Source organism: Phocaeicola sp. RTP21359st1_B8_RTP21360_211022 (assembly GCF_040911965.1).
GTDB lineage: Bacteria > Bacteroidota > Bacteroidia > Bacteroidales > Bacteroidaceae > Phocaeicola > Phocaeicola vulgatus.
This window is the reverse complement of the sequence record NZ_JBDFXP010000078.1, coordinates 1-13,973: the sequence shown is the minus strand read 5'-3', so window position 1 is coordinate 13,973 and position 13,973 is coordinate 1. Positions and strand designations below refer to the sequence as shown.

Here is a 13,973-nt window from a genome sequence, read left to right as displayed (position 1 = left end):
TCGGGTTTCATAAAACAAAGGTAAGCAAAGATAGCTAATTTTAAAACTTACCAACCAGAAATTTCCGCTGAGCCCTTCTTGTATTGACTATATTAAAGGATATGATCCGATACGAAAAAAGCCCGTCAAACTGTATGTTTAACGGGCTTTTGTTTCATTTCGGATTGAAAACTGTTGGACTACCAAGATTCGAACTTGGACAAACAGAACCAAAACCTGTTGTGCTACCATTACACCATAGTCCAATCATTATGTGCTTTCCTTAGAAAGCGGTGCAAAGATACGTTTTTCCTGCAATATATTCCAAATATTTTCGCACTTTTTTTTGCAATAAAGTGCAAATGCTTAACTTTGCGTACAAACTAAAAGAAATAAATACATGAAAAAACTTCTAACTTGCCTTGCTTTAAGCCTTGTTGCAGCAAGCAGTTATGCAGCTACACCTTTATGGCTGCGTGACGTGCAAATTTCCCCCGACGGCACGGAAATTGCATTCTGTTATAAAGGAGATATCTATAAAGTACCCTCCAACGGAGGAACTGCCACCCAACTCACTACACAAGCCTCATACGAGTGCAGCCCCATCTGGTCACCGGATAGTAAACAGATTGCCTTCGCCAGTGACCGCAATGGCAATTTCGACCTGTTCGTCATGTCGGCCGATGGCGGAGCAGCCCGGCGCCTTACCACCCATTCGGCTTCCGAAATACCGTCAACCTTCACCACCGACGGCAACTATATCCTGTTCTCGGCCTCTATCCAAGACCCTGCCAACAGTGCCTTGTTCCCTACCTCGGCCATGACAGAACTATACAAAGTCCCGGTAACCGGCGGACGTACCGAACAGGTGCTGGGTACTCCCGCAGAAATGGTCTGCTTTGACAAATCAGGAAAAACATTTCTCTACCAAGACCGCAAAGGTTTTGAAGACGAATGGCGCAAACACCACACCTCGTCCATCACCCGTGACGTATGGTTATATGATTCGGAAAACGGCAAGCATACCAACCTGACCGCCCATGCAGGCGAAGACCGTAACCCTGTATTTGCGCCCGACGGGCAAACCGTTTATTTCCTGAGCGAACGAGACGGAGGTACATTCAACGTATATTCCTTTCCGATAAGTAGTCCTCAATCATTGAAAACGGTCACCCATTTCAAGACCCATCCGGTCCGCTTCCTGTCAATGGGCAGCAACGGCACTCTCTGTTATACGTATGATGGAGAAATATACACTCAAAAACAAGGAGATAAACCGCAGAAAGTCAAAATCGATATCATCCGTGATGACCAAAATACAATAGCGGATCTGAATTTCAGTAACGGAGCAACCTCAGCTACCGTATCACCGGACGGCAAACAAGTTGCTTTCATTGTACGAGGTGAAGTATTCGTCACTTCCGCCGATTATAATACCACCAAGCAAATCACACATACCCCTGCCCGTGAAGCAGGACTTACTTTCTCACCGGACAACCGTACTTTGGCGTACGCCAGTGAACGCAACGGAAACTGGGAACTTTACATGGCCAAGATTGCACGTAAGGAGGAAGCCAACTTCCCCAATGCGACTGCCATTGAAGAAGAAGTACTCCTGCCTTCGGACAAGACAGAACGTACCTATCCGCAATTCTCGCCGGATGGGAAGGAACTAGCCTTTATAGAAGACCGTAACCGGTTGATGGTGCTTAATCTGGAAACCAAAAAAGTACGTCAGGTCACTGACGGTTCCACCTGGTTCAGTACCGGCGGTGGCTTTGACTATTCATGGTCGCCGGACGGCAAATGGTTCACATTGGAATTTATCGGAAACCGGCATGATCCATATTCCGATATAGGTATGGTAAGTGCACAAGGAGGAAAAATTATCAATCTGACCAATAGCGGCTATACCAGTGGCTCCCCCCGCTGGGTACTGGATGGTAATGCCATTTTATTCATTACCGAGCGTTATGGTATGCGTGCCCATGCCTCATGGGGATCACTGAACGATGTGATGCTGGTATTTATGAACCAGGATGCATACGACAAATTCCGACTGAGCAAAGAAGATTACGAATTGCAGAAAGAACTGGAAAAAGAACAAAAGAACACAACCGAAGCCAAGAAAAACGATAAAAAGAAAGGTGATAACAAAGAAAAATCCGAAGAGAAGAAAGAGGAAAAAGTAAAGGACATTGTGGTGGAACTGAACAACATAGAGGACCGCATCGTACGCCTTACTCCCAACTCTTCCGATTTGGGGAGCGCCATTATCACCAAAGACGGCGAGACCTTATATTACCTCTCTGCCTTTGAAGGCGGCTATGACCTGTGGAAAATGAATCTGCGCAAGAAAGATACCAAGTTACTCCATAAAATGGATGCCGGATGGGCCAACATGGAAATGGACAAGGATGGAAAGAACTTGTTCTTGCTAGGCAGTAACACGATGCAGAAAATGGGTACTGATTCTGAAAGTTTGAAGCCCATCAGCTATCAAGCCCACGTGAAAATGGACCTCGCAGCCGAACGTGACTATATGTTCAACCATGTATACAAACAAGAACAGAAACGCTTCTACAACCTGAACATGCACGGAATAGACTGGGATGCCATGACCAAAGCCTATCGCAAGTTCCTGCCGCATATCGATAATAATTATGACTTTGCGGAATTACTGAGCGAATATCTGGGTGAACTGAACGTTTCACATACCGGAGGACGTTTCCGTCCGCAACTGAAAGGAGATGCCACCGCTACCTTAGGATTACTGTATGACTGGAATCATAACGGCAAAGGTCTGTTGATTTCTGAAGTAGTGGAAAAAGGCCCCTTCGACCACGCCCGTTCCAAAGTGAAGGCCGGAAATATCATTGAAAAGATCGACGGCCAGGAAATCACTCCCGAAAGCGATTACTCTGTTCTGCTGAACGGTAAAGCCAGAAAGAAAACACTGGTTACGCTCTATAACCCGCAGACCAAAGAACGTTGGGAAGAAGTAGTTGTTCCTGTCAGCAATGGTGTAATGAGCGATCTGCTCTATGCACGCTGGGTAAAACAACGGGCAGCCGATGTAGACAAATGGTCGAACGGCCGTTTGGGATATGTGCACATTGAATCCATGGGAGATGACAGCTTCCGTTCCGTTTATTCGGATATTCTGGGCAAGTACAATAACCGTGAAGGTATCGTCATCGATACCCGTTTCAATGGCGGAGGACGTTTGCACGAGGATATTGAGATCCTGTTCAGCGGAAAGAAATACTTTACACAGGTAGTTCGCGGACGTGAAGCTTGCGATATGCCCAGCCGCCGTTGGAACAAGCCGAGTATCATGGTGCAGTGTGAAGCCAACTACAGTAACGCACACGGCACTCCGTGGGTATACAGCCATCAAAAAATAGGCAAGCTGGTAGGTATGCCTGTACCGGGAACCATGACCAGCGTATCTTGGGAAACATTGCAGGATCCGACACTGGTATTCGGCATTCCTGTTATCGGCTATCGCTTGCCGGATGGAAGTTATCTGGAAAATTCACAATTAGAGCCGGATATCAAAGTGGCCAATTCACCGGAAACAGTAGTGAAAGGTGAAGACACACAATTGAAAGCTGCGGTAGACGAGCTGTTGAAAGAGATAGACGGAAAATAAGACGAAAGAAAAGATACAAACAAAACCGGAAGGAGAAACAACAGGTTTTCTTCTTCCGGTTTTTGTTTGTAGGGACATTTACTGAATATCCCCTTTTTATTTATAAAAGAAGTTCTCTTTTTTCTTATTTGGCAATCACCAGATAATAGTTCTTCTTTCCGCGCTGAACCAGCAGGTATTTTTCATCCAGCAGGTCAGCAGTCGTAATCACCTGGTCAAAGGCACTTAATTTCTCCTTGTTCAATGAAACGCCACCGCCCTGTACAAGCTTACGCATCTCACCTTTAGAAGCGAAAACAGCGGCATTATCAACGAACAAGTCTACTGCCTTCACACCTTCGGCCAATGCATCTCGTGACACCTCAAACTGAGGAACACCTTCGAACACTGCCAGCAACGTGTCTTCATCCAGCTTTTTCAACGCTTCGGAAGTGGCGTTACCAAACAGGATGCCCGATGCCTCAACAGCAGCATTGTAATCTTCTTCCGAATGAACCATCACAGTTACTTCCTTAGCCAGACGCTTCTGCAATACACGCAAATGCGGAGCTTCAGCATGTTCTGCTGTCAATGCTTCCACTTCTTCCTGACTCAGCGAAGTGAAAATCTTTATATAACGTGCGGCATCCTCGTCACTTACATTCAACCAGAACTGATAGAACTTGTAAGGAGAAGTATAACGGGGGTCCAACCAAATATTACCAGACTCAGTCTTACCGAACTTACCACCATCGGCCTTTGTAATCAACGGACAAGTCAATGCAAACACTTCACCGCCATTAGTACGGCGAATCAGCTCGGCCCCGGTAGTAATATTACCCCATTGATCCGAACCACCCATCTGAAGTTTGCAGCCCTTTGTTTCATAAAGATGCAAGAAATCGTATCCCTGCAACAACTGGTAAGTAAATTCTGTAAATGACAAACCGTCACGCGCCTCACCGTTCAAACGTTTCTGTACAGAATCCTTAGCCATCATATAATTCACTGTAATGTGCTTCCCTACCTCACGGGCAAAGTCCAGGAAAGTAAAATCCTTCATCCAGTCATAGTTATTCACCAATTCGGCTTTGTTAGGAGCATCGCTCTCAAAGTCAAGGAACTTAGCCAGCTGTTTCTTGATGCAAGCCACATTATGACGCAATGTTTCCTCGGTCAGCAAATTGCGCTCCTGCGATTTGCCGGAAGGGTCACCGATCATACCGGTCGCGCCGCCCACCAATGCCAACGGCTTATGACCGCAACGCTGGAAATGACGTAGCATCATCACACCACACAAGTGGCCGATATGCAGAGAATCAGCCGTAGGGTCAATACCCAGATAAGCTGTCACTTGTTCTTTAGCCAATAACTCTTCGGTGCCCGGCATCATTGTGTGCACCATTCCACGCCATGTTAATTCTTCTACAAAATTCATCGAATGATTATCTATTTAAATGTTTGATTTATACTTTAAATGCCACAAAAGTACGACTCTTTATCTGAAGAAACAACTCTTATTGCCGAAAAAAGATTTTCCGTGCATTTTCATCTATCCTATCGCACAGAAAGGAAACTTCCACATTCTTCGTTTCCGCCATCCGTCCTATCACCATACGGATATCCTGCGTGCTCTCATCCGTTTCGGCCAATAAACATTCTAAAGGCACGTGCCGCAACACATCAGGCTGATATCTTTCTCCCAACGAAAAATAAATGTTTTCCTGCATCAGCCGGCAGGCAATATGCAGATTATTACGGAAACCATGTACCACCCAAGGCATCTGCGGACGATACTTCTTTTTCAGTTCAATCAGTTCATTAAACGCCTTCACACAATGAATAACCAACGGTTTTCCTACTGACTCGCTCAATAAAATTTGTCGGACAAACACCTCTTTTTGCAACAGAATATCTGCCGGCCCCAAACGGTCCAAACCCGCCTCTCCTATCGCCAGAACAGAGGGATGACAGACCGCCTTTTCCAACGTTGTCCAATCTTCCGGACCAGCTTCCAAAACTTTCCACGGATGAATGCCTACAGAATAATAACACCCTTCCACAGGTTCAAACCATGCAGGCTCTACATTGAAAATGCATTCTCCCGGTACAGCAGCATTGCGATGCGTATGAATATCCAGCAACATAAGGACAACAGATTTTACGGAACCGGATCATAGCCCGACCCGCCCCACGGATGGCAACGCAATATCCGGCGGACAGCCAGATACAATCCCTTGAAAGGACCATGTTTTTTAATAGCCTCGATGGCATATTCCGAACAGGTAGGTACAAAACGGCATGAAGGAGGAGTCATTGGAGAAATGTACCCCCGATAGAAATAAACAGGCAACAGCAACAGATAGGAAAGTATCTTTTTCATTCCAGCCTTTCCACTATATGAAACAGCAGCTTCTTCACTTTCTCCTCCACTTCGGCAGAAGAATGAATATGGTTATCCAGCCATATAAAGGCGATAATCAGTCTTTTGTTCCGGGAAGCCAGCGCATCCAGCAACAAATGCTTGTTCTTCCGATAAGCCTCACGTACCTGACGTTTCACCAAATTACGCTTTACCGCACGTTTGAACCGCTTCTTGGGCACGCTGATCAGAATGGAAGCTGCCGCCATATCTTCCTCCACAGGCTCTACCGACATATACACCACACGTAGCGGAAAAGCCGGAAAAGACTTGCTTCCACCTGAAAAAAGACGCTCAATCAATGTCTTACTATTCAGACGCTCTTTTTTACCGAGTGTATATTCTACCATAATCTTCTTTCTTTTATTAAAATAAAGAAACCGAGGGTTTCGAATCACAAAGTTACAACTTTATTGATACAAAACCCCCGGTTTTGGGATATAAACTAAAAATTAATCCTTATTACGCTCGCGGATAAACATATCCAATGCCGCAGTCATGGACGGAGCCTCTACAGTAGGAGCTTCCAGATCCAACCGCAATCCGGCATCCTTTACCGCTTTAGCAGTAGCAGGACCAAAACATCCTATCGCAATTTCCTTTTGGTCGAACTCCGGAAAATTCTTCATCAAAGAATTGATTCCTGCAGGACTGAAAAACAACAGCATATCGTAATCGAACTCTTCTTCGGGAGTGAAATCATTACTTACCGTACGATACATCACTACCTCCGTATGCTGAATTTTATTTTTATCCAATAAAGTCTTGATCTCATCATTGTGTACATCAGACATCGGCACCAAATATTTTTCCGTATTGTGCTTTACGATAGAAGGCACCAAATCTGCGAATTTACCGGTCGCGCCGAAGAATACTTTACGTTTACGATACTGAACATATTTCTGAATGTACAAAGCAATGGTTTCGGACGTACAGAAATATTTCATTGTTTCGGGCACAGTAACACGCAATTCTGCACACAGATTGAAGAAATGGTCAATAGCGTGCCGCGATGTAAAAATCACAGCGGTATGATCAAGAATAGAGACTTTTTGCTGTCTGAACTCTTTGGCCGACAAGCTCTCAACTTTGATGAACGGGCGGAAATCAATTTTCACACCGTACTTCTCAGCAATATCATAGTATGGCGACTTTTCAGAAGTCGGCTTCGGCTGAGATACGAGGACTTTTTTTATTTTCAATGTACTAAAAATTTAAAACCAAAATGTTGTTCGCTAAGATAATCCCTTTCCACAGAACAAAATCAGGGAGTATTTCAAGGGCACAAAAGTACAGAATTAAATGGAAAGCACCATGAAATTTGTTGAAAAAGTTACTAAAGCACTTATAAAACAGCAGAATTTTAGCAATTATTATAACAAAACCGATAAAATAAGGAGCAATTTGCGGTGACAGATCGAAATACACAATCAAAAGTACAATTGGAAAAAGTAAAAATCCGGCTCCGATTACAACATTAAAGTAAGATTCCAGCCAAATAATATTGCGTGTTTTGTTAAAGAAAATCCAATTTACAAAGCTATAAAGAAGCCATTTGATGACAAAGAAAAAAACTACATAACCAATGTAAATACTTAGCAATAAACAATGAGGAACCGTACGAAAAAGGAGCAGGTCATGGTCCGAAAAATAATCGTACACACAAAAACCGGATAATATACAGGTCTGCAATATCAGCACCAATGTATAACGCACATCAGATGCGGTAGTATCATCAAACAAACTGGCACGCTCTTTAGACAAAGCAAAATTCTTAAATTGCTGTTCAAGATGTTTCTTGCCATGTGCCAGCACGTATGATACCAGGATAAAGCAAAGAAACAGCACGCTGGTCACCATCCAGTCCGAACGCAGCTGATAGGGCAACTCCATTCCTCTCATCCCGTCTTCCTTGGACGTATGACACACGTTGTGTGTCAAAGCCGTATCAACACGGCTCTGCTCTTCCGTATAAAGTTGGAGAATATACGCTATTCCGGGATGGCAGGTTTCACTCATATCGCTGCAAATTTACGTATTTCTTTGTTCCAAACAGGCGTTGTATAGAGCAAATTTATCGCTTCTTCGGCTGTTGAAGCCACCTTCCAGATCGCAACATGCTCTTTACGCATAAAATTACCCTCCACCGCCCTTTGCAGCATTTCAAGCAAAGGGTTGTAAAACCCGTTGATATTCAAGATGATTATCGGATTAAGATAAAGCCCCAACTGCTTCCAGGTGATGATTTCAAGCAATTCCTCCAATGTGCCGCAACCTCCGGGCAATGCAATGACGCCATCGGACAAATCGGCCATCATCCGTTTGCGCTCGTGCATGGTTTCCGTCTCAATCAATCGGGTCAGCCCTGTATGGTGCCACCCCTGCTCCACCATAAAATGAGGGATTACCCCCGTCACCGTACCGCCTGCAGCCAATGCCGCATCTGAAGTAGCCGCCATCAGGCCGATACAGCCTGCCCCGTTAATCAGATTGATCTTCTTTTCAGCCAGAAGACGTCCTAATTCTTCCGCTACATCAAAATACACCTTCGCTATCTTTGTGCTGGACGCACTATATACACATACATTCTTTATATCATTCATATAAATCCTTATGTTTTCGGGCGGATCCAATCCTCCCCTGCCAGCCAATGACGCTCATTGCCGCAGGAACGAATTGAATTCGCCCGTATACATCACCATATTCGAATCCGTTTCTTACAAACCGAACGCTTCCTTTATCTTATCCACATAATCCAGCTTCTCCCAAGTGAACAGTTCCACTTCCAGCGTCTTTGCTTCATGATACATGGATTCGTATGTCTTGGTCACCACTTTCGGCTCACGTCCCATGTGACCGTAAGAAGCTGTTTCCTCATAAATAGGATTACGCAGTTTCAAACGCTCTTCAATGGCTTTCGGACGCAGATCGAACAGTTGGTCTATTTTCTTAGCAATCTCTCCGTCGCTCAGTTTCACATTGCTGCGGCCGTACGTATTTACGTAGATATTGATAGGACGGGCCACGCCAATGGCGTATGACACCTGCACCAGCATTTCATCGGCAACACCGGCAGCAACCATATTCTTTGCGATATGGCGTGCTGCATAAGCAGCACTACGGTCTACCTTACTGGGGTCTTTTCCTGAGAACGCCCCGCCACCGTGAGCACCTTTTCCACCGTATGTATCCACAATAATCTTACGGCCGGTCAAACCGGTATCTCCATGAGGACCGCCGATCACAAACTTACCTGTAGGGTTCACATGATAAACTATCCGGTCATTGAACAAAGCCAATACTTCTTCATTATGAATTCCGGCAATGACACGTGGCATCAGGATTTCAATCACATCCTGACGAATCTTGGCCAACATCTCTTCGTCAGCCTTCAACTGAGCTTCTTTGGAAGAATCAGCCGGGGTTACAAACTCGTCATGCTGGGTAGAAACCACAATCGTATCAATGCGTACCGGCTTGCCGTTATCATCGTATTCAATAGTAACCTGGCTCTTGGCGTCGGGACGAAGATAAGTCATCACCTTCCCTTCACGACGGATTTCGGCCAGTACCATCAACAGTTTATGAGCCAGGTCCAGTGACAGCGGCATATAGTTTTCCGTTTCATTGGTAGCATAACCAAACATCATTCCCTGGTCGCCCGCACCCTGGTTCATAGGGTCCTCGCGTTCCACGCCACGGTTGATATCCGCACTTTGTTCGTGAATGGCAGAAAATACGCCGCAGGAGTTTCCTTCGAACATATATTCGCTTTTGGTATAACCGATACGGTTAATCACTTCACGTGCAATGCGCTGCAAATCTACATACGCCTTGGTTTTCACTTCTCCAGCCAGCACTACCTGTCCGGTAGTCACCAGGGTTTCGCAAGCTACTTTCGAACTGGGGTCAAACGCCAACAGTTTATCAAGCACAGCGTCCGATATTTGATCGGCCACTTTGTCGGGGTGTCCTTCAGACACCGATTCGGATGTGAATAAATATCCCATTCTAAATTGAAAATTAAGAATTAAAAATTAAAAGTTAATTCGTTAACCACCTTGGGAAGTTATCAGAGTAGATAAATGTAAATAAGAAAGTCAATGTATTTTTTAGCATTTTTTTCTGTGGTTGCAAGCTACTCAAATCTCTCCACTGTTTTTAACGGCTGCAAAGATAAGCATTATTCCTTAACCATTCTATAAATTCCCGGTTCTTTAACATTGGAATCGTAATTATTTAGAAGAAATTAAACCTAATCTGACCGATTTCCGTTAATTTTGCATCATGAGCAAAGAAAAGACCGCATTTATACCTAAACAATATTTCGCAGTGGTAGCCGTACTGCTGGCTATCATGATGTCCGTACTGGACGGAACCATTATGAATATCGCATTACCCACGCTGGCACACGATTTCAATGTCACCCCTTCCAATGCCATCTGGATTGTCAATGCCTATCAACTGGTGATTACCATGACCTTGCTATCATTTGCCTCATTAGGTGATATTTACGGTTACAGACGGATATTTCTGACCGGCATCTCCATTTTTGCAGGCGCCTCTTTGGCCTGCGCCCTCTCGGACTCTTTCTGGATGCTGACTGTCTCCCGTATCATTCAAGGTTTCGGGGCGGCCTGTGTAATGAGTGTCAATACCGCCCTTATCCGTTTAATTTACCCGCCGCAGATACTAGGGCGCGGAATGGGCGTAAATGCCATGGTGGTAGCTGTTTCGGCCGCCGCAGGTCCATCCATTGCAGGCAGTATCTTAGCATTGGGAAGCTGGCACTGGCTTTTTGTAATCAACATTCCTTTGGGATTGGCTGCATTAGTGATCGGACATCGGTTCTTACCGCATAATCCGGCTTCAGACACAAAACACAAGTTTGATAAAATCAGTGCAATAGCCAACGCACTGACCTTCGGGTTGTTAATTTATACCTTGGAAGGTTTTGCACACGCCGAAAACAGAAAGTTCATTGCCATCCAGTTGGTATTGTTAATCATAATCGGCACTTATTTCATCCGCCGCCAACTGAAGAAAACGACCCCTATCCTACCTGTGGACTTACTGAAGATTCCTATTTTCGCTCTTTCTATCGGTACTTCCATCACTTCATTCACCGCCCAGATGCTGGCTATGGTTTCCTTACCGTTTTTTATGCAGAATATATTGGGATACAGCGCCGTACAGATCGGTTTGCTACTTACCCCCTGGCCATTGGCTACCATCCTGACCGCACCACTTGCAGGCAGACTGGTAGAGAAAGTACATCCCGGATTGCTGGGAGGCATCGGCATGGCCATCTTCGCTACCGGCCTATTCACACTCTATTTGCTTCCCCCACATCCGGCAGAATGGAATATCATCTGGCGAATGGCACTCTGTGGTATGGGCTTCGGGCTGTTCCAGACGCCCAATAATGTAACCATTGTTTCTTCCGCGCCCACTCACAGAAGCGGTGGAGCCAGCGGTATACTAGGTACGGCGCGTCTGTTAGGTCAGACTTTGGGAACCACACTGGTTGCTTTGTTGTTCCGTATGTTCGCCGAAGGACATCGGGCGCAGGCTTGTTTGTTATTAGCCATATTCTTTGCCATTGCCGCAGGCGTGGTAAGCAGTATCCGTATGACACAGGCTTCTCCGGCAGGAAAGAAATAAAGCCCCGGCAAGTTGTTGAACAGAAACATTTCCTTTCTGATAAAAACTTTCTCTTGTTTTTTATCTTTGAGAGCAAAGAAAAAAAGAATGAATTTATCTATCTTTGGAGAGAATTTAAACAATCAAAACCTGATGAATATATGAAAAAGACATTGCTCTTACTTTTTACCCTTCTTTTAGCCCTGTCGGCACAATCACAAAATTCGTTACGGCTAATGACCTATAACATTAAAAATGCAAACGGAATGGATGATGTATGCGACTTCCAACGCATAGCCGATGTAATCAATCATATCCACCCCGAAGTGGTAGCCTTGCAGGAACTGGACAGCATGACCCACCGCAGCGGACAAAAATACGTACTGGGCGAGATAGCCGGACGTACGCAAATGCACGCTTACTTTGCCCCTGCCATTGATTACGACGGAGGAAAATATGGTATCGGACTTCTCACCAAAGAAATTCCCGTCAGCCTGAAAACCATGACACTTCCCGGACGGGAAGAAGCACGTGCGCTGATTATGGCAGAGTTCGACAACTACATTTATTGTTGCACCCATCTGTCTCTCACCGAAGAAGACCGCATGGCCTCACTGGAGCTTATAAAAGACTTTGCCGCCGCTCACAAAAAACCTTTTTTCCTGGCCGGCGACCTGAATGCCGAACCCGAATCCGCATTCATAAAATACTTGCAACAGGATTTTCAGATACTTTCTGACGTAAACCAGCATACATTTCCGGCTCCCGCCCCTACAGAAACCATTGATTATATTACAGCACTGAAACAGAACATGAAAGGCTTCACAGTAACCTCCGCACAGGTAGTAAATGAACCGGTAGCATCAGATCACCGTCCCTTAGTAGTGGTGCTTGAACAAAAATAAGCCCAACAGAGAATATGGAAATAAATAAAAGAGAGAACATCGGATGGATAGACTTGCTACGCGTCACCGCCTGTTTTTTAGTTGTATTCGCCCATTGCTGTGACCCTTTTGTGGCACGTTTTGACACAGACCGTCCTACTTTTCTGCAAGGGTGCGCATTGGGAAGTGCCGTACGCTGTTGCGTACCCTTGTTTGTGATGATGACAGGAGTGCTGCTGTTTCCTGTACGAAACGGCATGAGTGAATTTTACAAAAAGCGGATCGGCCGCATTGTTGTCCCGCTTATCTTCTGGTCGGTCATGCTGCCTGTATTGTATTTCATTTATCTGAATTACATCACCACGACAGACAATCCTACCATAGACATGTCCGCCTTCACCCTGGAAATGACTATCACGAAGATTTGGACATTCATTTTCAATTTCAACTATGACACCACTCCTCTGTGGTATCTGTATATGCTGGTGGGGCTCTACTTCATCATCCCCATCTTCCATGCATGGCTGGAGCGTGCTACCCGGAAAGATATCAAGCTATTTCTTTCCATCTGGGGCATCTCCTTGTTCCTTCCCTACATAAAGATGGCCGCTCCCGCACTGGGATATATCGGCAACTGGGGCAATATGGATATCCTGGGAGTGTGCGACTGGAATGCATTCGGTTCATTTTATTATGTTTCCGGATTTACCGGTTATCTGATACTGGCCCATTATCTGGTAAAATACCCGCTGCAATGGAGTTGGAGAAAAACCCTGGCTATCGGTATCCCTATGTTTGTGACAGGGTACGCCATCACTTTCGGCGGCTACCTCATCATGCAGGAATATTTTCCGGGAAACTACGCCTATCTGGAAATAGTATGGCTTTTCGGCGGCATCAATGTATTTATGATGACATTTCCTGTTTTTGTCTGCATACAGAAGCTTAAAATACCTTCTTCGCCTGTTCTTTCAAAAGTGGCATCCATGACCTTCGGCATTTATCTGTGTCATTTCGTCTTCGTGCAAATGGGGTATGACTTGTTCGCCTCGCTGTTGCCCCAGGGGATTCCTGCCATAATACACATTATTTGCATGGCCGTAACAGCCTTTCTCATCAGCTACCTGGTGGTCAGAGGGATGTATGCATGCAAATGGACCAGAAGATTTGTGGCGTAAAAACAACGGATTCAAAACACAAGGAGTTACAGTATCCAGTTGGCTGATTATTTCCTTCAAATTCTTCATTTAGTTATTAAGTATTGATAATCAATTATTTACCATGATTGATTTACTCATAAATTCTTCATCATTCTTTCATAGGATATTTCAACAGAAGTAAGCGTCTCCGCGATTCTATCTTGTCGCCCATTTTTCATTCTTATATTTTTGCCATATATAAAAATGAATCA

General features: G+C 44.9%; 12 protein-coding genes and 1 tRNA gene. 4 read left to right on the top strand and 9 right to left on the bottom strand.

What is annotated here, in order from left to right; genetic code table 11:
• Positions 1-174 precede the first annotated feature (174 nt).
• A tRNA-Gln gene (locus AB5062_RS21820) sits at positions 175-245 on the bottom strand.
• 134 nt (positions 246-379) lie between these two features.
• Between AB5062_RS21820 and AB5062_RS21815 the strand changes: the two genes are divergently transcribed.
• Positions 380-3,634 carry a S41 family peptidase gene (locus AB5062_RS21815; RefSeq protein ID WP_074783744.1) on the top strand — a complete coding sequence of 1,085 codons (3,255 nt, stop codon included), beginning with the start codon at positions 380-382 and terminating at the stop codon, positions 3,632-3,634.
• A gap of 124 nt (positions 3,635-3,758) precedes the next feature.
• Here AB5062_RS21815 and tyrS read toward each other — a convergent pair whose 3' ends face one another.
• From tyrS to metK, 8 genes are all read right to left on the bottom strand, one after another.
• Positions 3,759-5,051 (bottom strand): tyrosine--tRNA ligase, encoded by a 1,293-nt coding sequence (gene tyrS / locus AB5062_RS21810; protein WP_005843969.1) that lies wholly within the window; start codon positions 5,049-5,051, stop codon positions 3,759-3,761.
• Between the two features lie 79 nt (positions 5,052-5,130).
• Complete coding sequence (locus AB5062_RS21805) at positions 5,131-5,760, bottom strand: TatD family hydrolase (protein ID WP_005843971.1); 630 nt, start codon at positions 5,758-5,760, stop codon at positions 5,131-5,133.
• A gap of 14 nt (positions 5,761-5,774) precedes the next feature.
• Positions 5,775-5,996, bottom strand: a complete 222-nt coding sequence (yidD, locus tag AB5062_RS21800) for a membrane protein insertion efficiency factor YidD (protein WP_005843973.1) — start codon at positions 5,994-5,996, stop codon at positions 5,775-5,777.
• Positions 5,993-6,385: a ribonuclease P protein component gene (gene rnpA / locus AB5062_RS21795; protein WP_005843974.1), complete on the bottom strand. Its 393-nt coding sequence runs from the start codon at positions 6,383-6,385 to the stop codon at positions 5,993-5,995. Before rnpA ends, yidD begins: the two co-directional genes overlap by 4 nt.
• Before the next feature lie 102 nt (positions 6,386-6,487).
• Complete coding sequence (locus AB5062_RS21790) at positions 6,488-7,237, bottom strand: uroporphyrinogen-III synthase (protein WP_007834273.1); 750 nt, start codon at positions 7,235-7,237, stop codon at positions 6,488-6,490.
• 4 nt (positions 7,238-7,241) lie between these two features.
• Positions 7,242-8,054 carry a DUF4271 domain-containing protein gene (locus tag AB5062_RS21785; RefSeq protein ID WP_057280305.1) on the bottom strand — a complete coding sequence of 271 codons (813 nt, stop codon included), beginning with the start codon at positions 8,052-8,054 and terminating at the stop codon, positions 7,242-7,244.
• A complete protein-coding gene (locus AB5062_RS21780) occupies positions 8,051-8,638 on the bottom strand; it encodes a TIGR00730 family Rossman fold protein (protein WP_005843984.1) in 588 nt (195 codons plus the stop codon). Before AB5062_RS21780 ends, AB5062_RS21785 begins: the two co-directional genes overlap by 4 nt.
• A gap of 114 nt (positions 8,639-8,752) precedes the next feature.
• Complete coding sequence (gene metK, locus AB5062_RS21775; RefSeq protein WP_057280304.1) at positions 8,753-10,045, bottom strand: methionine adenosyltransferase; 1,293 nt, start codon at positions 10,043-10,045, stop codon at positions 8,753-8,755.
• Between the two features lie 277 nt (positions 10,046-10,322).
• On the opposite strand from metK, the gene AB5062_RS21770 reads away from it, so the two are divergent.
• From AB5062_RS21770 to AB5062_RS21760, 3 genes are all read left to right on the top strand, one after another.
• Positions 10,323-11,699, top strand: a complete 1,377-nt coding sequence (locus AB5062_RS21770) for an MFS transporter (protein ID WP_235290500.1) — start codon at positions 10,323-10,325, stop codon at positions 11,697-11,699.
• A gap of 140 nt (positions 11,700-11,839) precedes the next feature.
• Positions 11,840-12,583, top strand: coding sequence for an endonuclease/exonuclease/phosphatase family protein (locus AB5062_RS21765; protein ID WP_011965079.1), 744 nt, complete (start codon positions 11,840-11,842; stop codon positions 12,581-12,583).
• A gap of 14 nt (positions 12,584-12,597) precedes the next feature.
• Positions 12,598-13,740 carry an acyltransferase gene (locus AB5062_RS21760; RefSeq protein WP_057098784.1) on the top strand — a complete coding sequence of 381 codons (1,143 nt, stop codon included), beginning with the start codon at positions 12,598-12,600 and terminating at the stop codon, positions 13,738-13,740.
• Positions 13,741-13,973 lie beyond the last annotated feature (233 nt).